The organism is Methylophaga pinxianii (assembly GCF_020447225.1).
Taxonomy (GTDB): Bacteria; Pseudomonadota; Gammaproteobacteria; order Nitrosococcales; family Methylophagaceae; genus Methylophaga; species Methylophaga pinxianii.
Window position 1 is genome coordinate 66,207 of record NZ_JAJAEO010000183.1, and the last position, 19,050, is coordinate 85,256.

20 protein-coding genes and 3 tRNA genes are annotated in these 19,050 nt (G+C 44.9%); 15 read left to right on the forward strand and 8 right to left on the reverse strand.

The window, feature by feature from the left end; all coding sequences use genetic code 11:
• Nucleotides 1-2 precede the first annotated feature (2 nt).
• Nucleotides 3-1,196: a methyl-accepting chemotaxis protein gene (locus tag LGT40_RS12855; RefSeq protein WP_226073184.1), complete on the forward strand. Its 1,194-nt coding sequence runs from the start codon at nucleotides 3-5 to the stop codon at nucleotides 1,194-1,196.
• Nucleotides 1,197-1,280: 84 nt separating this feature from the next.
• Here LGT40_RS12855 and pyrF read toward each other — a convergent pair whose 3' ends face one another.
• Complete coding sequence (gene pyrF, locus LGT40_RS12860; protein WP_226073186.1) at nucleotides 1,281-1,973, reverse strand: orotidine-5'-phosphate decarboxylase; 693 nt, start codon at nucleotides 1,971-1,973, stop codon at nucleotides 1,281-1,283.
• A gap of 122 nt (nucleotides 1,974-2,095) precedes the next feature.
• Here pyrF and tgt point away from each other — a divergent pair, with 122 nt between their 5' ends.
• The 4 genes from tgt to secF all read left to right on the forward strand — a co-directional run bounded on the left by tgt (nucleotide 2,096) and on the right by secF (nucleotide 6,477).
• Nucleotides 2,096-3,202, forward strand: coding sequence for a tRNA guanosine(34) transglycosylase Tgt (tgt, locus tag LGT40_RS12865; protein ID WP_226073188.1), 1,107 nt, complete (start codon nucleotides 2,096-2,098; stop codon nucleotides 3,200-3,202).
• 74 nt (nucleotides 3,203-3,276) lie between these two features.
• Nucleotides 3,277-3,606, forward strand: coding sequence for a preprotein translocase subunit YajC (yajC, locus tag LGT40_RS12870; protein WP_226073234.1), 330 nt, complete (start codon nucleotides 3,277-3,279; stop codon nucleotides 3,604-3,606).
• A gap of 49 nt (nucleotides 3,607-3,655) precedes the next feature.
• A complete protein-coding gene (gene secD / locus LGT40_RS12875) occupies nucleotides 3,656-5,512 on the forward strand; it encodes a protein translocase subunit SecD (RefSeq protein WP_226073190.1) in 1,857 nt (618 codons plus the stop codon).
• Between the two features lie 14 nt (nucleotides 5,513-5,526).
• A complete protein-coding gene (gene secF / locus LGT40_RS12880) occupies nucleotides 5,527-6,477 on the forward strand; it encodes a protein translocase subunit SecF (RefSeq protein ID WP_226073192.1) in 951 nt (316 codons plus the stop codon).
• A gap of 30 nt (nucleotides 6,478-6,507) precedes the next feature.
• Here the strand turns inward: secF and LGT40_RS12885 are convergent, their stop codons facing one another.
• On the reverse strand, nucleotides 6,508-6,747 hold the full coding sequence (locus LGT40_RS12885) for a hypothetical protein (RefSeq protein ID WP_226073195.1): 240 nt from the start codon (nucleotides 6,745-6,747) through the stop codon (nucleotides 6,508-6,510).
• A gap of 284 nt (nucleotides 6,748-7,031) precedes the next feature.
• On the opposite strand from LGT40_RS12885, the gene LGT40_RS12890 reads away from it, so the two are divergent.
• The 6 genes from LGT40_RS12890 to LGT40_RS12915 all read left to right on the forward strand — a co-directional run bounded on the left by LGT40_RS12890 (nucleotide 7,032) and on the right by LGT40_RS12915 (nucleotide 13,149).
• A complete protein-coding gene (locus tag LGT40_RS12890) occupies nucleotides 7,032-7,829 on the forward strand; it encodes an ABC transporter substrate-binding protein (RefSeq protein WP_226073197.1) in 798 nt (265 codons plus the stop codon).
• A 30-nt stretch (nucleotides 7,830-7,859) separates the two neighbouring features.
• The gene (locus LGT40_RS12895) at nucleotides 7,860-8,816 is read left to right on the forward strand and encodes a PQQ-dependent catabolism-associated beta-propeller protein (RefSeq protein WP_226073199.1); all 957 of its coding nucleotides are present in this window, start codon (nucleotides 7,860-7,862) and stop codon (nucleotides 8,814-8,816) included.
• Between the two features lie 123 nt (nucleotides 8,817-8,939).
• Nucleotides 8,940-9,452, forward strand: coding sequence for a hypothetical protein (locus LGT40_RS12900; protein WP_226073201.1), 513 nt, complete (start codon nucleotides 8,940-8,942; stop codon nucleotides 9,450-9,452).
• Nucleotides 9,453-10,808: a UDP-N-acetylmuramate:L-alanyl-gamma-D-glutamyl-meso-diaminopimelate ligase gene (mpl, locus tag LGT40_RS12905; protein WP_226073203.1), complete on the forward strand. Its 1,356-nt coding sequence runs from the start codon at nucleotides 9,453-9,455 to the stop codon at nucleotides 10,806-10,808.
• Nucleotides 10,801-11,409: a flavin prenyltransferase UbiX gene (locus LGT40_RS12910; protein WP_226073205.1), complete on the forward strand. Its 609-nt coding sequence runs from the start codon at nucleotides 10,801-10,803 to the stop codon at nucleotides 11,407-11,409. Before mpl ends, LGT40_RS12910 begins: the two co-directional genes overlap by 8 nt.
• A 72-nt stretch (nucleotides 11,410-11,481) precedes the next feature.
• Entirely contained in the window at nucleotides 11,482-13,149 is a 1,668-nt protein-coding gene (locus LGT40_RS12915; RefSeq protein ID WP_226073208.1) for a formate--tetrahydrofolate ligase, read from the forward strand.
• Here the strand turns inward: LGT40_RS12915 and ubiB are convergent, their stop codons facing one another.
• Genes ubiB through hslV form a run of 6 tightly spaced genes read right to left on the reverse strand, consistent with a single transcriptional unit; the run spans nucleotide 13,150 to nucleotide 18,421 of the window.
• A complete protein-coding gene (gene ubiB, locus LGT40_RS12920; protein WP_226073210.1) occupies nucleotides 13,150-14,817 on the reverse strand; it encodes a ubiquinone biosynthesis regulatory protein kinase UbiB in 1,668 nt (555 codons plus the stop codon).
• Entirely contained in the window at nucleotides 14,814-15,419 is a 606-nt protein-coding gene (locus LGT40_RS12925; protein WP_226073212.1) for a ubiquinone biosynthesis accessory factor UbiJ, read from the reverse strand. Before LGT40_RS12925 ends, ubiB begins: the two co-directional genes overlap by 4 nt.
• Nucleotides 15,419-16,168 carry a bifunctional demethylmenaquinone methyltransferase/2-methoxy-6-polyprenyl-1,4-benzoquinol methylase UbiE gene (gene ubiE / locus LGT40_RS12930; protein ID WP_432758079.1) on the reverse strand — a complete coding sequence of 250 codons (750 nt, stop codon included), beginning with the start codon at nucleotides 16,166-16,168 and terminating at the stop codon, nucleotides 15,419-15,421. The genes LGT40_RS12925 and ubiE overlap by 1 nt, the downstream gene beginning before the upstream one ends.
• Before the next feature lie 4 nt (nucleotides 16,169-16,172).
• A complete protein-coding gene (locus LGT40_RS12935; protein WP_226073216.1) occupies nucleotides 16,173-16,538 on the reverse strand; it encodes a gamma-butyrobetaine hydroxylase family protein in 366 nt (121 codons plus the stop codon).
• A gap of 9 nt (nucleotides 16,539-16,547) precedes the next feature.
• The gene (gene hslU, locus LGT40_RS12940; protein ID WP_226073218.1) at nucleotides 16,548-17,873 is read right to left on the reverse strand and encodes an ATP-dependent protease ATPase subunit HslU; all 1,326 of its coding nucleotides are present in this window, start codon (nucleotides 17,871-17,873) and stop codon (nucleotides 16,548-16,550) included.
• Nucleotides 17,874-17,875: 2 nt separating this feature from the next.
• On the reverse strand, nucleotides 17,876-18,421 hold the full coding sequence (hslV, locus tag LGT40_RS12945; protein ID WP_226073221.1) for an ATP-dependent protease subunit HslV: 546 nt from the start codon (nucleotides 18,419-18,421) through the stop codon (nucleotides 17,876-17,878).
• Nucleotides 18,422-18,590: 169 nt separating this feature from the next.
• On the opposite strand from hslV, the gene LGT40_RS12950 reads away from it, so the two are divergent.
• The 4 genes from LGT40_RS12950 to LGT40_RS12965 form a co-directional block, all read left to right on the forward strand.
• Nucleotides 18,591-18,675, forward strand: a tRNA-Tyr gene (locus tag LGT40_RS12950).
• A 23-nt stretch (nucleotides 18,676-18,698) separates the two neighbouring features.
• Nucleotides 18,699-18,772, forward strand: a tRNA-Gly gene (locus LGT40_RS12955).
• Between the two features lie 20 nt (nucleotides 18,773-18,792).
• Nucleotides 18,793-18,868 (forward strand) — tRNA-Thr (locus LGT40_RS12960).
• A 78-nt stretch (nucleotides 18,869-18,946) separates the two neighbouring features.
• Nucleotides 18,947-19,050, forward strand: a 104-nt coding sequence (locus LGT40_RS12965; protein ID WP_226069765.1) for a GTP-binding protein, incomplete at its 3' end; no start/stop codon positions are given.

Sequence of the window (19,050 nt, forward strand, 5' to 3'; positions counted from 1 at the left end):
GCGTGTTTAAGTTAGAAAATTATTCGCTGAGAAAACGCATGTACATCGTTGCTGGCTTTGGCATTATCAGCTTGGTTCTGCTGGCGGGCTTGATGTTTTACATGGAACTGAATGCTGTCACTTCGATGCAACAACTAAAAGTAGTAGGCGGGTTTGTTGTAATCGGTAGTGCGATTATCATGTTCATGGCGCATGTTATCGGCCGTTTTGGTGATAAGCGAGCCACAACACTGGTCAATGGCATTCAGAACATTAAAAAAGGAGATCTTACGCAAAAAATTGCTATCTCCGGTAAAAGTGATTTCAGCTGGATGGCTTTTGAACTGGATAGTGCTCGTAAAAATGTCGCTAATCTTGTCCATACGCTGATTGGAGGCGTTAGTCAGCTTAATACCGCTACGCAAAACATGACGGTTATCAGTAAAGAAACCGTAACCGGTGTACTCAAGCAACAGGAAGAAACTGATCAAGTTGCGACAGCGATGAATCAAATGACTGCCTCGGTTCAGGAAGTGGCGCGTACAGCGACCAATGCGGCTGAAGCGGCAAGAAATGCCGACAATGAAGCGAAAGCGGGTAAACAGGTTGTGCTGGAAACCATGCAATCCATTGATACCCTGGCGAGTGAGGTTGAAAAAGCGGCTGTCACACTAAGCGAACTGGAAGCGGATATCGGTAATATCGGTGCAATCGTTGATGTCATTCGCGGGATTACCGAGCAAACCAATCTTCTCGCTTTGAATGCGGCTATTGAAGCTGCTCGTGCTGGTGAGCATGGTCGTGGCTTTGCTGTGGTGGCTGATGAAGTCAGAACACTTGCCGCCAGAACACAATCGTCAACCCATGAAATTGAAGAAATGGTAGAGCGCTTACAACAAGGGGCACGGGCTGCCGTCAAGGTAATGAATGAAAGCCGTGAAAGCGCCAAAACCAGTGTCGAAAAAGCGGCCAGTGCCGGTTCAGCATTGGATAGCATTACCGCGATGATCTCTACCATGGATGAAATGAGTACACAGATTTCCAATGCAGCCAATGAGCAAAGTTCAGTGGCAGAAGATATTAACCGCGGTATTGTGAATATCAGCCAGATAGCTGATCACACAGCTGATGGTGCGAGAGCTACTTCTGAGGCAGTCGATACTCTCAGTAGTTTGTCTTCGCAATTACAGGATGCTTCGGCCAAATTTAAAGTTTAATGTTAAAAATACTTTCATCTAATAAAAAACCCGCATTTAGCGGGTTTTTTTATTCGGTTCTTTTCTTTAGCAGGGTAACTTGCTTTAAGCTAGCTCACTTTCAATTTCAATCAGTTTTTGCATCGGATCAACAGAGGCAGTAATTGGCCGGCCTATTACCAGGTAGTGGCTACCAGCTTGAATGGCTTGAGCAGGTGTCATAATTCGATGCTGATCCCCTTTAGCACTGCCAGCGGGACGGATACCTGGTGTCACCAATTGAAATTGGCTTCCAAGCTCCGCTTTCAACATGGAGGTTTCATGAGCAGAGCAAACCACTCCATCTAAACCATTATCCGCTGCCATGACGGCGAGACGCAGAACGGTCTCCTGGATGGTGCCTTGTAAACCAATGGCTTCGAATGTCTGTTGATCCATGCTAGTGAGCAAGGTCACACCAATCAGCAGAGGAGCATCATGTTGACTACCAATCGCCTCACGTGCTGCAGACATCATTGCCGGTCCCCCAAGCGTATGCACATTCATCATCCAGACGCCTAAGTCTGCCGCCGCTGCACACGCTTTAGCGACTGTATTGGGGATATCGTGATATTTTAAATCGAGAAAGATATCAAAGCCTTTTTGTTGCAGCATTTTGACAATATCCGGGCCGCTGCGGGTAAATAATTCTTTACCGATTTTGAGTCGGCAACGTGCAGGATCTAATTGATCGGCCATGTGCAGTGCTGCGTTTGAATCAGGATAATCCAACGCTACGATGATATTTGATTGTGTCATGCTGCTTCTCACTGAAATTTTGTATGCAGATCCTACCCTAACTGGCAGCAGATTGCGTCTGAATTCACTGTAAGCTTCTTGATAATGCTATCCTGTGCGCCAATTTTTGATGAGTGAATACAATGAAATTTGCGACTTCAGCACAAGATGGTCTGGCACGTCGAGGTCAATTGACTTTTGATCGGGGGACGATTGAAACCCCTGCATTTATGCCGGTTGGCACCTATGGATCGGTCAAAGCCATGACACCGGAAGAAGTCAAAGCGACGGGAGCAGAAATTCTGCTTGGCAATACCTTTCATCTGATGTTGAGACCCGGCACAGATATTATCCAGCGTCATGGCGATTTACATGACTTTATGCGTTGGGATAAACCTATATTGACCGATTCCGGTGGTTTTCAGGTGTTCAGTCTGGGGGATTTACGCAAAATAACTGAGCAGGGTGTCCATTTCCGCTCGCCTGTCAGTGGCGATAAAGTGTTTATGGGACCAGAAGAGTCTATGGCAGTTCAACGAGCTTTAGGCAGTGACATTGTCATGATTTTTGATGAATGCACCCCTTACCCTGCAGATGAAAAAACCGCTGCCAGCTCGATGCGTTTATCACTACGTTGGGCTGAACGCAGCAAAACAGCGCATGCTGATAATCCTTCCGCCTTGTTTGGCATTGTGCAAGGGGGAATGCATGAAGCATTACGTGATGAATCTTTGGCAGGATTAACTGAAATTGGATTTGATGGCTATGCCATTGGGGGCCTATCGGTGGGAGAGCCCAAAGAAGATATGTTACGTATTCTTAATCATCTCAGCGACAAAATGCCAGATGATAAACCCCGGTATTTAATGGGGGTGGGAAGACCGGAAGATTTGGTGGAAGCAGTATGCCTTGGTGTGGATATGTTTGATTGTGTGATGCCAACACGTAATGCTCGCAATGGTCATCTCTTTGTGCATCAGGGAGTGATTAAAATCCGTAATAGTCGTCATAAATCAGACACCGGACCACTCGATCCGTATTGTGATTGTTACACTTGTAAAAATTATAGCCGAGCCTATCTGCATCATTTGGACAGAACAGGGGAAATGCTGGGGCCTCGTTTGAATACGATTCATAATCTGCATTATTACCAGCGTTTGATGCAACAGTTGAGAGAGTCTATCGAAGCTGGAACTCTTCAGCAGTTTCGTCAATCATTTTATGCAATGCGCCAAGATCGTGCTGAATAAAGCGATTGGCTATCAGCCAGCCGTTTGCTGTGGCATAATCACTGTCTTTTATTTGCCAGTTTAGAGGAAATATGATGGATTTTCTGATTTCACCTGCTTTTGCTGAAACTGCAGCATCGGCTGGATCACCGGGTTTATTGGATTTTGCTTTTCCAATCATTTTATTGGTGCTGTTTTATGTCATGTTGATTCGCCCACAACAAAAACGTGCTAAAGCGCACCGTAACATGCAACAGTCATTGGCCAAAGGTGATGAAGTCGTTACTGATGGCGGTTTGATGGGCAAAATTAACGAAATTAACGACAATGCGATCAGCCTGCAGATTGCTGAAACGGTTGAAGTAAAAGTACGTCGTGAGTCAATCAATTCAGTGCTTCCAAAAGGCACATTGAAAAAACTGTAAATGAGAAGAGGCTGCCGGAGAGCAGCCTTTTTGATATCTGGATCTTAAGATGAACCGATACCCCCTCTGGAAAAACTTATTGGTTGTGGCAGTAATTCTCATTGCCATTATCTACGCTATGCCAAATTTGTTTGGTGATGATCCTGCGGTACAGGTTTCCGCTGGGAGACTGAACAGCGTGGATTTGCAATTAGTTAATGAAATCGAGTCCACCCTTAAACAGGCTGATATACCTTATAAAGGGGTTGTGCTTGAAGAAAACCGTTTGTTGATTCGCTTCACTGAAGCTGACGACCAGCTCGAAGCCCGTGACCTTATCCAGCAAGAGTTGAGCTCGGAAGATTATATCGTTGCTTTGAATTTAGCTCCCAATACCCCTGCATGGTTGCGGTCTCTGGGAGCAGAACCGATGAATCTTGGCCTGGATTTACGCGGTGGTGTGCATTTTCTGATGGAAGTCGATATGGACGCCGTGTTGAAACAGACACTGGAAAGTTACGCCAGCGATATTCGGATTTTGCTACGTGACAAAACCATCCGTTATACCCAGGTCAATGTGGATAAAGGTGTTCTCACATTTGGATTTCGTGAACAAGCCGATTTAGACGCTGCTATTGCAGAAATCAACCGTGAGCATAATGAGCTTAATGCGGTAGTCGATGAAGATGCCGAGCGCCCAACGGTGGCCATTACGTTAAATGAAACTATCGTTCGTGAAACACAAACCCTGGCTTTACAGCAAAATATCACAACGTTACGAAATCGTATAAATGAATTGGGGGTTGCAGAGCCGACAGTTCAACAGCAAGGACAAGATCGTATTGTTGTGCAATTGCCTGGTGTTCAGGATACCGCTCAAGCGAAAAAAATCCTTGGAGCAACAGCGACCTTGGAGTTTCGTTTAGTTGATTTTGAAAATGATGTACAAGATGCTTTAAACGGCCGAGTACCCGCTAACTCAGAACTGTTTTACCATCGCGATGGCAGACCTTACTTGCTTAATAAACGAGTCATGTTAACCGGCGAGCATGTTATCAATGCTGCTTCAACAATTGATGGGCAAAGTGGTTCTCCTGCAGTATCTGTCACTTTAGATGGTAAAGGCGCACGTATTTTCAGCAATATTACCCGGGAGAATATTGGCAATCCGATGTCGGTCGTGTTTATTGAGTCAAAAATTGAAACACAAGTTATTGATGGTGAAGAAGTCAGCGTAAGACGGCAACTTCCCGAAATTATCAGTGTGGCAACGATACGTGATCAATTAGGTAAAAAGTTTCAAATTACCGGATTAGACAGTACCACAGAAGCACGCGATCTTGCTCTATTGCTTCGTGCCGGAGCGTTGGCTGCACCTATCGATATCGTTGAAGAACGTACTGTTGGACCAAGCCTGGGACAAGAAAATATTAACCAGGGATTTGCTTCGGTAATGATTGGTTTTGCACTGGTTCTTGTGTTTATGATTGTCTGGTACCGATTATTTGGTGCGGTCGCCAATCTGGCCTTGGCTGCTAATTTGGTATTGATCGTGGCGTTGCTGTCTATGCTGCAGGCCACGCTGACCATGCCGGGCATTGCCGGTATCGTGTTAACGGTCGGTATGGCGGTAGATGCGAATGTTCTTATTTTTGAACGCATCCGTGAAGAGCTCAGATTGGGCAACAGTCCTCGTGCCAGTATTGAAGCTGGTTATTCAAAAGCATTTTCGACGATTGCTGATGCCAACATTACCACGTTGATTGCAGCAATAGTGTTATTCGGTTTTGGTACAGGAACCATTAAAGGGTTTGCTATCACGTTAACCCTGGGCATATTGACCTCGATGTTTACGGCAATTGTCGGTACTCGGATGGTGATTAACCTTATTTACGGTAATAAACAACGACCAAAACTGTCTATTTAATTAAGGTTTAACTCATGCATTTATTGAGCAAAGAAACAAACGTCAATTTCGTTGGGATACGTAAATATGCTTTAGCATTTTCAGCCATATTGCTGATAGTGTCTGTCTATTCGATTGTGACCAATAGCTTGAATTTTGGTATCGATTTCACTGGCGGTACCATGATCGAACTAGGGTATCCACAGACAGTTGATTTGGGTGAAATTCGCACCACCCTTGAGCAAGGTGGATTTGAAGATGCTTTAGTTCAGAATTTTGGTTCATTATCGGACGTGCTTATTCGCTTGCCGGTCATTGAAACGGAAAACATGGCTGAGCTGAGTAACAAGGTAGTTGAGCTTTTACAGGCTGAGCAAACTGAGGCTATTGAGGTCAGAAGGGTAGAATTTGTTGGTCCGCAGGTCGGTGAAGAACTGGCAGAGGATGGTGGTCTGGCGATGGTTTACGCGCTGATCGGTATTCTTATCTATGTGGCGTTACGCTTTGAATATCGCTTTGCCATTGCCTCGGTGTTAGCTTTGGTTCATGACGTGGTTATCACCGTCGGTTTTTTCTCGTTTTTCCGTCTAGACTTTGACCTGACTGTTTTGGCGGCAATCCTGGCCGTTATAGGTTATTCATTGAACGATACGATCGTGGTGTTTGACCGAATCCGTGAAAGCTTTCTGAAGATGCGTAAGGCGGAACCGGTTGAGGTTATCAATACCTCAATTAATGCGACGTTAGGTCGTACTATTATGACTTCAATGACAACCTTGCTGGTTGTTATAGCGCTTTTCGTTTTTGGTGGTGAAGTCATACATGCTTTTGCAACGGCCTTGCTGATAGGTATTTTAGTCGGTACCTATTCATCGATTTACGTTGCTGGTACAGCTGTATTGTTAATGGGGGTTACGAAAACCGACCTTATGCCACCCGAAAAAGAGGAAGAGGGTGATATCAATCCGGATGGTAGCCAAGTCTGATACAAAAAGGGCCCGCATCATGCGGGCTTTTTATTGGTATTTTTTGGCCGGAATACTATCGGGATAAGGGGTCCGCTGTATACGCGCGTTTTCCATAGAAATAACATTCTTTGAAAAGGAAGAGTCCTGTGGAGAGCTATGTTCATAATGCGTTTCTACTTTAAGTATGCGTAACCCTTCATAGTTACTTTGATAGCTCATGAAAGTAGCAAACTCTTCCAGTCCTTGCAGGATTTGCCGAAGATCTAATTCCAGTGATTTGTTTTTCATTTGACTCACTCTGTTTCTAGTAAAGCAAGTAGCGGCGAATGGGCAGAAATCTTGAGAGAAATTCATCTTAGTTATTGATAAAAGTGGTTTATATCAACCAGTTTTGTGTTGCTATCAGCAAGGCTATAAAAGTACCTTTAGTTAACTATTTGAAAATAAAAGAAAATAATTACTACAAAGGCTTGAGGATAGGATAATTTCCTGTGATGTCGAGGATTTTTCTGATTATAAGTGACATCTAAGGACGTATCTTGTAGATGGTTTTGTAATGGAAGGAGAGATGAATGGTTCACTTAAAAAAATATGGCATGTTCCTGGCGTTTATTTGGCCGCAGTGGTTAATGGCAAATGATATAGACGTCACCATGCATTATATTGGTCCTACTGAGGGTCAAGTCTGGCTTGGCGTTCAGCAAGGAATTAAAGAAGCAAATCTTCAGGGCGGCTTCTTAGGCCAAAAATATAAAGTAGAAGTTGTTGAGCCAGAGGCCTTGGATAAGACCAATGTAGAGACCGTTTTATTGTTGGCGACTGATGATGATTACATTATGAAAGTTGCCCAGTCTGAACAATTTGCTGAAACACCGGTAATTAATCTTATTTCACGTAATGATAAATTGCGTCAGGCCTGTATACCCAACCTGTTCCATATTACGCCAAGTGATGAAATGCGCGCAGATGCCTTGGCGCAGTGGAATGAAAAAAATCCTGACAAGCCTGCCGAAGTCATGAGTTGGCACAAAGACTTTGTAAAATTTGCCGCAAGCCAGTTAAACAATCGTTTTGAGAAAAATCAGGGTGAAGCAATGACTGATCAGGCCTGGGCTGGTTGGGCTGGAACCAAAATGATTGCCGATTCAGTGGTACAAACAATGCAGTACGATGCAAAGTTTATGTTGAATCATCTGAAAACAAATCTTGTTTTTGATGGACAAAAAGGCGATAACGCTAACTTTCGTGAAAATGGCCAATTACGCCAAATTCTATTACTTGTAGATAACAATAATAAAATTGTTGCTGAAGCACCATTACGCGGTTTTGAAGGTGGATTGGATAGCCTGGGTAAAGTTACCTGCAAATAAAAATTGAGAAATATATTAGGAGAACGCTGAATGAAATTTAAAACACTTTTGCTAAGTTCAATGATTTTGGCAAGTACGTCCGCTTTAGCAGAGCCAACACATCGATTATTTGCTACCAATGAAAAAGATAATACAGTTAGCGTCATTGATTCCCGCACCCTTGAAGTTGAAACCTCCATTAATGTCGGTCAACGTCCTCGTGGTATCGGTTTATCACCAGATCAAACAATGCTGTATGTGGCGATAAGTGATGACGATGCTATTGCCGTTGTTGATGTCAAAACCCTGGAGTTAGTGAAAACTCTGGATTCAGGTGATGATCCTGAAACCTTTGGCGTTAATCCTGTTTCAGGGCATATTGTTATTTCTAATGAAGATGATGGGGAAGCCACCTTCCTTGACCCTAAATCAGGTGAAAAATTAGCTGTTGTACAAGTAGGAATTGAACCAGAAGGGGTTGCCGTATCACCTACGGGTAAATATGCGCTGGTCACCAGTGAGTCCAGCAATATGGTTCATATTATTGAAACGACCGATTACACAGCCGTTGCTCATTTAGTTGTAGGGGCACGTCCACGTGGTCTGGCTTTCAACAGTGATGGCAGTTTAGCTTATGCGACAAGTGAAATTGGTAATGAAGTCGCCATTATTGATATGGAAGCGCTGAAAGTTGTTAAGAAAGCTTCCATTGATGTTGAAAATTCAAAACCAATGGATATTAAAGTCAGCCCGGACGATAAAATGTTGTATGTCACAACGGGCCGCGGTAACTCAGTTGCATTTTTAGATGCAAAGACACTTGAGCTGAAAGGTAATGTTCCAGTTGGAAAACGGGTTTGGGGCTTAGACCTCTCTAAAGATGGTTCAACAATCTATACCGCAGATGGTGTGGATGGCACGGTTTCCGTCGTCGATACAGCAAAACAGGAACGAGTTAAGACAATTAAAGTTGGCGCGTTCCCATGGGGTGTTGCTCTGGACGATTAATTGAGAACCATCGGTGTTAAAAAGCCCGGCAGCAGATGGCTCGCCGGGCTTTTTTTATGTCCGGAATCAAATAAAGATAAGAAATATTTTGTGAACCATTGCTGACGCGCTATGATGCCGCACATGAAATCTATACTGCGATTTATTGATATTTGCCTGTTCCGTTCGGGACCCGATAGTCTTCCGGCAAATAATCAACTTACACAATGGGTACTGTTGTGTTACTTCTGTGTCAGCGTGCTGATGAATCAGATCGATATGTCCATGCGAATCAGTTTATGGATTGGCATTAGTGATTTGCTTGTGTTGATGGCTTTTCTATACTTGTTACTTCGATTCAATCACTTATTACCACGTTACCAACAGACGCTGAGTGCAATGGCGGGTACAGGCAGCTTGTTGGGATTATTATCCATGCCATTGTTGTGGGCATTTCATCAGTATGCCGAAAAGACAGACGCGGCAAACTTTATATTATTCTCATTAATGCTGGTCATGTTCTGGAGCTTGATGGTCACGGCTCATATCATTCGTCGCACACTTGAAACATCAGCCCCGAAAGCAGTTGCGCTGACTATGCTGTATGTTGTAATTGCCATTGTTCTCAACGGCTTAGTTATGTCCGGAGCAACCTGAATGCATATTCATATTTTAGGTATTTGTGGCACGTTTATGGGCGGACTTGCTTTGCTGGCACGTGATCGTGGTTTTACGGTTTCTGGCTCTGATGCCAATGTGTATCCGCCAATGAGTGATCAGCTGGCTTCAGCTGGTATTAACGTTATGCAAGGCTATTTAGCAGAACATTTGCAACCTGCTCCCGATATGGTGGTGATGGGGAATGCGATGTCCCGCGGCAACCCTGCAGTAGAGTACGTATTAAATCAGGGATTACCTTATATTTCGGGGCCGCAGTGGTTGGCAGAAAATATTTTGGTTAATCGATGGGTTTTGGCGGTATCTGGTACTCATGGCAAAACAACAACAAGCAGTATGCTGGCTTGGATTCTGGAATATGCTGGAATGCAGCCGGGATTTCTGATCGGTGGAGTGCCGGGGAATTTCGGTCAGTCAGCGGCTATCGGTAATACGCCTTTTTTTGTGATTGAAGCTGATGAATACGATACCGCTTTTTTTGATAAACGCAGTAAATTTTTGCATTATCATCCACGGACGCTGGTGATTAATAATCTCGAATTTGATCATGCCGATATCTTTGCCGATCTGGCAGCGATCCAAACCCAGTTTCATCATTTGATTCGCACCGTTCCCTCAGAGGGACTGGTGATCACACCCTACGCTAATCCTGCTATAGAGCAGACACTGGAACGGGGATGCTGGACCCCCAGACAATCAATGGATGGTGTAAATGCCGATTGGCAGGTGAGCGATATGACTGAGGATGGTCATTGTTTTACCGTACAACATAATGGCCAGACTGGCAGGGTAAATTGGCCATTACTGGGACGTCACAATGTGAGCAATGCACTGGCGGCTATGGCGGCGGCACATCATGTTGGAATCACTGTTGAACATGCTTGTGAGGCATTGAACCAGTTCAAAGGGGTCAAGCGTAGACTGGAACTTCGCGGCGAATGTCGTGGAATAAAAGTTTATGATGATTTTGCCCACCACCCCACGGCAATTGCCACAACCTTGCAGGGGTTGCGTGCCAATATCGGCCAGCAGAGACTGATTGCTGTGTTGGAACCGCGATCCAATACCATGAAAATGGGAGTTCATGAGCAGACTCTAGCTGCCTCATTGCAAGCGGCAGATAAGGTTATTCTGTATCAGGATGCACAATTATCCTGGTCACTGGACAACATCCAACAACAGCTGGGTGACAAGTCGGTCCTACATCGGAAAATTGAGGATGTGGTTGCACAATTACTAAGTCAATGCCAGGCGGGTGATCACATAGTTGTGATGAGTAATGGTGGCTTCGGCGGTATCCATCAAAAAATTCTGGATGCATTGGCCAATGACTGATTCGAAACAAATCGCACTGGCTATTACTGGCGCATCGGGCGCACCGTATGCAAAACGCTTATTAGAGCAATTGTTGTTGCAGGGAATGACCGTGCATCTGATGATTTCTGCTGCCGGTCGTATTGTATTAGCCGATGAACTTGACTGGAAATTACCTGCTCGCGCAGCAGATGCAGTGAAAGTTTTGGAAGCGGAGTATGGTTGCCAGCCTGGTCAGTTGAAGGTCTATGGGGAGCAACAATGGTCATCTCCGCTTGCCAGTGGCTCTCATTCTGTCCCCACCATGATTGTCTGTCCCTGCACCATGGGCACTTTGTCAGCGATTGCTGTGGGTGGCAGTGATAATCTGATTAATCGTGCTGCAGATGTCATGATCAAAGAACAGCGTAAATTAATTGTCGTTCCCAGAGAAGCCCCATTTTCGCCAATTCATTTGGAAAATATGCTGAAGCTCTCCCGGTTAGGTGTATGCATCATGCCCCCAAATCCTGGCTTTTATTTTCGGCCGCAGACACTCGAAGACATTGTGGATTTTGTGGTAGCCAGAATCCTTGATCAAGCCTCTGTAACACACCAATTGATGCCACGCTGGGGCGAATAATCTCTGACGCGGAATCAGGGCCGCACATTAACTCGCGTATAATGCCAGCAGATTCAGAATTCGGAAAATAGCATGTCAGATATTGAAATCGCCCAACACGCAAAAATGCAGAATATTACGGAGATCGCCACGCAAAAATTAGGTTTGCATGTCGATGATCTGGACAGCTATGGCCGATACAAAGCCAAAGTATCGTTGCAGGTAATGGATGAATTGGCTACAAAACCTGATGGTAAACTGATTTTGGTGACAGCGGTTAGTCCTACACCGGCAGGTGAAGGTAAAACCACCACTACGATTGGATTGAGCGATGCATTAAATCGCATCGGCAAAAAAGCGACCGTTTGTGTACGTGAACCTTCAATGGGACCATCCTTTGGTTTAAAAGGCGGCGCTGCCGGCGGTGGTTATTCGCAAGTAGTGCCAATGGAAGATATAAACCTGCATTTTACCGGCGATTTTCACGCTATTGCAGCCGCCCATAATTTACTGGCAGCGATGATCGATAACCATATTCATCATGGTAATGCGTTACAGCTGGATACACGGAAGATCGTCTGGCACCGGGTTGTCGATATGAATGACAGGGCCTTACGTCAGATCACTATTGGTATGGGAGGTCCTGCTAATGGGTTTGTGCGTGAAGATCACTTTGATATTGTCGTAGCCTCTGAAGTAATGGCGATTTTCTGCCTGGCGGGATCACTCAACGAACTGAAAGAACGACTGGGTCATATTCTGATTGGCTATTCTCTCGATGGAACTCCCCGGTATGCCAGCGAACTGAATGCCAATGGTGCAATGACAGCGCTTCTCAAGGAAGCCATTAAACCGAATCTGGTACAAACTTTAGAAAATAATCCCGCGTTTGTTCATGGGGGCCCTTTTGCCAACATTGCTCATGGATGCAATTCGGTTATTGCCACTAAAATGGCATTAAAACTAAGCGATTATGTTGTAACAGAGGCAGGTTTTGGTGCGGATTTGGGGGCTGAAAAATTTATTAATATTAAGTGTCGCAAGGCGGGTATTCGGCCTGATATGGCAGTAGTTGTGGCGACGGTTAGAGCTTTAAAATATCACGGCGGTGTCAACGTACCGGATCTGGCAGCTGAAAACCTGTCAGCACTTAAATCGGGACTGACCAACCTGCGCAAGCATTTACATAATCTGCAGAATGAATTTGGCCTGCAATGTATCGTGGCAATAAACCATTTTATTGAAGATAGTGATGCAGAAATCGAATTAATCAAAGAGGCTGTAGAGGCGATGGGAGCCACTGCTATCTTGGCTAGACATTGGGCTGAGGGTGGCTCGGGTGCAGAGTTATTGGCCCAGACAGTCGTGGAAAAATTACAACAACCGGGAAAATGTGAGTTGCTCTACCCCGATAGCGCAACTTTATGGGACAAGATAAATACTATAGCCACACAATTATATGGTGCAGACAAAGTGGTGGCAGATAAAAAAATATTGAAAAAACTCGGTGAGTTTCAATCGCTGCATGGTGACATGCCGGTATGTATGGCAAAAACGCCTTACTCTTTCAGTAGTGATCCCTCGTTACGTGGTGCACCTGAACAGCATACATTGACGATTCGTGATGTGCGTTTATCGCGTGGTGCCGGGTTTGTTGTGGTGCTCTGCGGTGATGTGATGACAATGCCAGGGCTTCCCAAAATACCTGCCGCAGAGCGTATTGATATTGATGATAAAGGCGTTATCAGCGGTCTGTTCTGATTAAGATTGACTACGTAAGCTGAAGTAGAGCATTAATCCACCCCAAAGACCCAGAACCCAGCTAAGTACGGGCATTCCAGCCAACATATTTGAGGAATAACCGTCCAGGCCTTTAATGATTGCCGCACCCACAATGAACGCTGCACCACTTACGGCAGTTGCTGTTCGATAACTGGAATGCCGGACTTCCTGACGGATCTTTTCTAAATCCTGGGAAGATAATTGCATGTGCAGTTGGCCTGCCTGAGCTTGCTTGGTCAAATCATGCAACATTCTGGGGAGTGTCGGTAAGGTTTCTGCCCAGGTTGGTACTTCCTTTTGCAAAGACTTAACAGCCGCTTGCCAGCCCAGCTTTTCCTTCATCCATTGTTCCAGAATCGGCTTGGCGGTTTGCCATAAGTCGAGATTCGGATATAAGTCACGTCCCAAACCCTCAATATTCAGTAAGGTTTTTTGTAGTAACACCAATTGAGGTTGAATCTGCATATTAAAACGCCGAGCAGTTTGAAACAGTCTTAACAAGAGCTGTCCAAATGAAATTTCTTTCAATGGCCGGGCAAATATGGGTTCGCAGACACTGCGAATAGCTGACTCAAATTCATCCATTCGGGTTTCAGCGGGTACCCAGCCGGATTGAATATGTAGTTCTGCAACACGACGATAATCATGGTTGAAAAAGGCGAGAAAATTCTCAGCCAGGTAACGCTGATCATCCGGTGACAGTGTACCCATGATGCCAAAATCAATTGCAATATAACGTGGCAACTCTGGATTACTCACATCAACCAGAATATTACCTGGATGCATATCGGCATGGAAGAAACTGTGTCTGAATACTTGTGTAAAGAAAATTTCTACTCCAATGGTGGCCAGCAGTTCCAGATCAATATTGTGCTGTTTGAGCAAGGCGATATTGCTAATCGGCGCACCAAATACCCGTTCCTGTACTAGCAGGTTGGGCTTGGTCAATGACCAGTAAACTTCGGGAACATACAATAACCGTTCATCAGCAAAGTGGCGTTTTAATTGCGAAGCTGATGCGGCTTCTCTCAACATGTCCAGCTCATCAAACAGATTTTTTTCCAGTTCAGCAACTACTTCACGCGGACGAAGACGTTTGCCTTCAGACCAGTATCGTTCAGCTAAACCGGCGAGGGTATAGAGTAAATCAACATCACGTCGAATCACCTTTTCTATACCCGGACGCACCAGTTTAAGAATGACCTGTTTGCCATCGGTAAGGGTAGCAGCATGTACTTGTGCAATTGATGCAGAGGCCAATGGTTCGGCCTCGATGTGACTGAAAATACGTTCCGGTTCACCTTCTTCGTAGGCGGCATGAATCAGCGCCAATGCAATATCGTTAGGGAAGGGAGCAACTTGATCCTGCAGTTTAGCGAGCGAATCGGCTATATCTTCCGGTAATAAATCACGGCGGGTAGAGAGGATTTGGCCAAATTTGACAAAAATGGGTCCTAAATCCTGCAATGCCAGACGAATCCTTTCTCCTCTGGGCAAATCAGCTTTATGACGCCACCGGTAAGGGGAAAACCAGCTCAGAAATCGATAGGGACGAAAAAAATGTATCGCCAGAATAAGTTCATCAAGCCGGTGACGGCCCATTACATGATTAATTTGCAGTAAACGTCCAAACTGACTGAGTTTCATGTATTTTTCTCGATTAGGTTTTGCAGCCTCTTTATTCGAGCTTCCACTCTTTCAGTATCGGCACGAAGCAAATCCACATTTTGCATAAATCGCTGAGTTTGGGATTTATCTGGCAAATAATGACTTTCTTCTCTGAGGTATTCTGCGACACTCTGTTCAAACTCTGAACGGTTGTAATTCAACCAGTCAAAGCCCCGACGTAAACTTTGTGCTAAAGGATAGGCTAATGTATCCCCAGTAAATCGCGCGAGTTGTTGTTCCCAGTCGAAATCAAAGTGCTGTTGCCAATCTTGCAATTGTTTAGCGAACTGAACATCACCGAGGATCTTTATCTGATTGGAAAACAGGCTGTCAGGTTGATTTAATAGTTTCAATAAGGCAAAGCTATCAGCCTTGATCATCAAATCTGCTATATCGTCGCCAGCGGTATCGAGCAGAATTCTGTCATCTGTAAATCTTGCCAAAATGGCAATATTCAGATTGGTGATATCAATCCGGATGCTGCGATCTGCAAATTGTTGAAGCTGTACATGGCTTTCCAAATCAAATCGTAAAGCATGATTCAGCGCGATTTCCAGAGGCTTTAACAACACGCTTATCATTAAAATTTATAGCCACTGTGCAACGCAACAATACCAGCAGACATATTCATGAAACCCACACGCTCGAACCCAGCATCTTCCATCATTTTTTTCAGGCTGGGTTGATCTGGATGCATACGAATTGATTCGGCCAGATAACGATAACTTTCTGCATCATTGGTAAACAATTTACCCAGAGCGGGTAATACTTTGAATGAGTAGGTGTCGTAAAGCGGGGTTAACCAGCTGGCCGGTTGCGAGAATTCCAGTACTAATAATTTTCCGCCGGGTTTGAGTACCCGCAGCATTGAAGCAAGCGCTTTATCTTTATCCGTAACATTGCGCAGACCGAACGCGATGGTAATGCAATCAAAGGTATTATCAGGAAATGGCAGTGTTTCGGCATTGGCTTGAACATATTCAATATTGCCGGCTTTACCCAGATCGGTGAGTCGATCACGGCCAACATTGAGCATCGAGGCATTAATATCTGCCAACACAACTTTGCCGGTTGGGCCAACCATATCAGCAAATTTGGCTGTCAAATCCCCTGTTCCCCCGGCAATATCCAACACTTTAGCGCCACGCTTTACATTGCTGGTATGCAATGTAAAACGTTTCCAAAGACGATGAATACCCATAGACATTACGTCATTCATCAGGTCATAACGACCCGCTACAGAGTGAAAAACCTCAGCGACATGCTTAGCTTTCTCAGCGGTCGGTACCTGCTTGAAACCAAAATGGGTCGTATTATTTTCTTCCATAATTTCCTCAGGCGTCGCGCTGACGTTCGTATCCTTCAGCGGTTAACTTACCAAGATATTTTTGCCAATAGTCGTCTCGGTTAACAGAGAGTTCATAGAGGTAATCCCAAGTGAACAGACCACTGTCATGTCCGTCGTCAAAATAAATTTTGATAGCGTAGTGACCTACGGGTTCAATAAGACTAATGCCGACATGTTCTTTTTGAATCTGCAGGACCTCTTGACCTCGCCCATGACCTTGGACTTCGGCAGACGGGGAGTGAACCCGCAGAAACTCAGCTGACAGTAAATAATGCTCGTTACCGTAAACCAGCTCAAGTTGTCGAGATTGCTTGTGTAGCTGGATTTCACTTGGCAATGGTGCCTGGCTCATAGCGAGTCCTTAAAGGATGTAACGTGATAAATCTTCGTCTTGAACCAGCTCTGACAATTGCTGACTGACATAATTTTCATCAATCACAAATTTTTGTTCTGGTTCTTCTCCCGCTTGGTAGGAAATATCTTCCAAAAGTTTCTCAAGCAAAGTATGTAGACGGCGAGCCCCAATGTTTTCCGTTTTCTCATTAACTTGCCAGGCAAGTTCGGCAATACGTTTGATGCCATCTTCAGTAAAGCTTAAATCAACCGACTCTGTACCAAGCAAGGCTGAATACTGTTCTGTAAGCGAAGCATCCGGTTCAGTTAGAATTCGGACAAAATCTTCTGTAGTCAACGCACTAAGCTCTACTCGGATGGGTAATCGACCTTGCAGTTCCGGGATCAAATCAGATGGTTTACTTAGATGAAAAGCACCGGAAGCTATAAACAGGATATGGTCGGTTTTCAACATGCCATATTTTGTTGAGACAGTACTGCCTTCGACCAATGGAAGTAAATCACGTTGCACTCCCGCACGAGAAACATCTGCACCGCTACCACCACCTTCTCCGCGGTGAGTGATTTTGTCAATCTCGTCAAGAAATACAATACCGGTTTGCTCGACACGTTGAATGACTTCGGCTTTTAAGTCTTCTTCGTTAATCAGTTTAGCGGCTTCTTCTTCACTGATTAAACGCATCGCTTTGCCAATTGTCAGTTTGCGCGTGGATTTACGCTGATTACCCATGTTTTGGAACATGTCTTGAAGTTGACTGGTCAGTTCTTCCATTCCAGGTGGAGTCATGATCTCGACGCCCATCTGATGCTGTGCCAGTTCAAGCTCGACTTCTCGATCGTCCAGTTTTCCTTCGCGCAGCATTTTGCGGAATTTTTGACGAGTATTGGACTCTTCTTCAGTCAGCGTGCCGCGTGCTGGGGTGAGCAATGCGTCGAGAATACGTTCTTCAGCCGCATCAAGTGCGCGAGGCTTGGCTTCACTGATAGCCTTTTCACGCAACATTTTCATAGCGCTTTCAGCAAGATCACGAATAATCGATTCGACATCGCGGCCGACATAACCCACCTCGGTAAATTTGGTGGCTTCCACTTTGATGAATGGAGCATTAACCAGGGAAGCAAGGCGGCGGGCAATTTCGGTTTTACCGACACCAGTTGGGCCAATCATTAGAATGTTCTTTGGCGTTACTTCCTGTTGCAAAGTGGCATCCAGTTGTTGGCGGCGCCACCGATTGCGTAACGCGATAGCAACGGCTTTCTTAGCTTCATGTTGTCCAATAATGTGTTTATCTAATTCGTGAACAATTTGTTTTGGAGTAAGTGATTGATTCATGATTATTTGTTGTAATCCAATGTTTCAATTGTGAGGTTGTGATTGGTGTAAATGCAGATATCAGCAGCGATATTCAGACCTTTTTCAACAATCTCTTGGGCCGATAAATCGGTATTCAGTAATAAAGCAGTCGCGGCAGCCTGAGCAAAAGGTCCACCAGAACCGATAGCAATTAAGCCGTTTTCAGGTTCGATAACATCACCATTCCCTGAAATGATCAAAGAAGCCTCTGCATCAGCGACAGCCAATAATGCTTCAAGTCGACGCATCATTCTGTCAGTACGCCAATCTTTTGCCAGTTCAAGAGCACTTCGGGTCAAGTTACCCTGATGTTTTTCGAGTTTAGCCTCAAAACGTTCAAATAAAGTAAATGCATCAGCGGTACCACCGGCAAAGCCTGCAATAACCTTGTTGTGGTATAAACGTCTTACTTTGCGGGCATTGCCTTTCATAATGGTATTGCCAAGACTGACCTGGCCGTCACCACCAATGACTACCTGGCCGTCACGACGATAAGATAGGATCGTGGTGCCACGGTATTGCTCCATAAAAAACTCCAATGCGTAATATTAAAAATAGCCATGCAGTATACTATGCCACCAGCTCTGATGCAGTTGGTAATCTATTCTGCAGTGGCTTAAAAAATATTTATTATTCAAAAAGTGAGATAGTGGTTGACAGCGAGCGGGGATTTCCGGAAAATGCGACCTCTTTAGTGGAGGGGTTCCCGAGCGGCCAAAGGGATCAGACTGTAAATCTGACGGTTCTACCTTCGGAGGTTCGAATCCTCCCCCCTCCACCATTTATTTGAGAGTTTACTATTTTGCGGGTGTAGTTCAATGGTAGAACTCCAGCCTTCCAAGCTGACTATGTGGGTTCGATTCCCATCACCCGCTCCATTTTAGTTTTGGAAGAATTGGCCCGCATAGCTCAGTCGGTAGAGCGCATCCATGGTAAGGATGAGGTCATCAGTTCGATTCTGATTGCGGGCTCCATTTTTGATTTTGATTGGGCAGGGAGTACCTTGCCTGTTTTTGATTTTAACAATTAAAAAGTTTGGCGGGGAGACTGGCATGTCTAAGGCAAAATTTGAACGTACAAAACCCCACGTAAACGTGGGCACCATTGGTCACGTTGACCACGGTAAAACTACCCTGACAGCAGCGATTACGAAAGT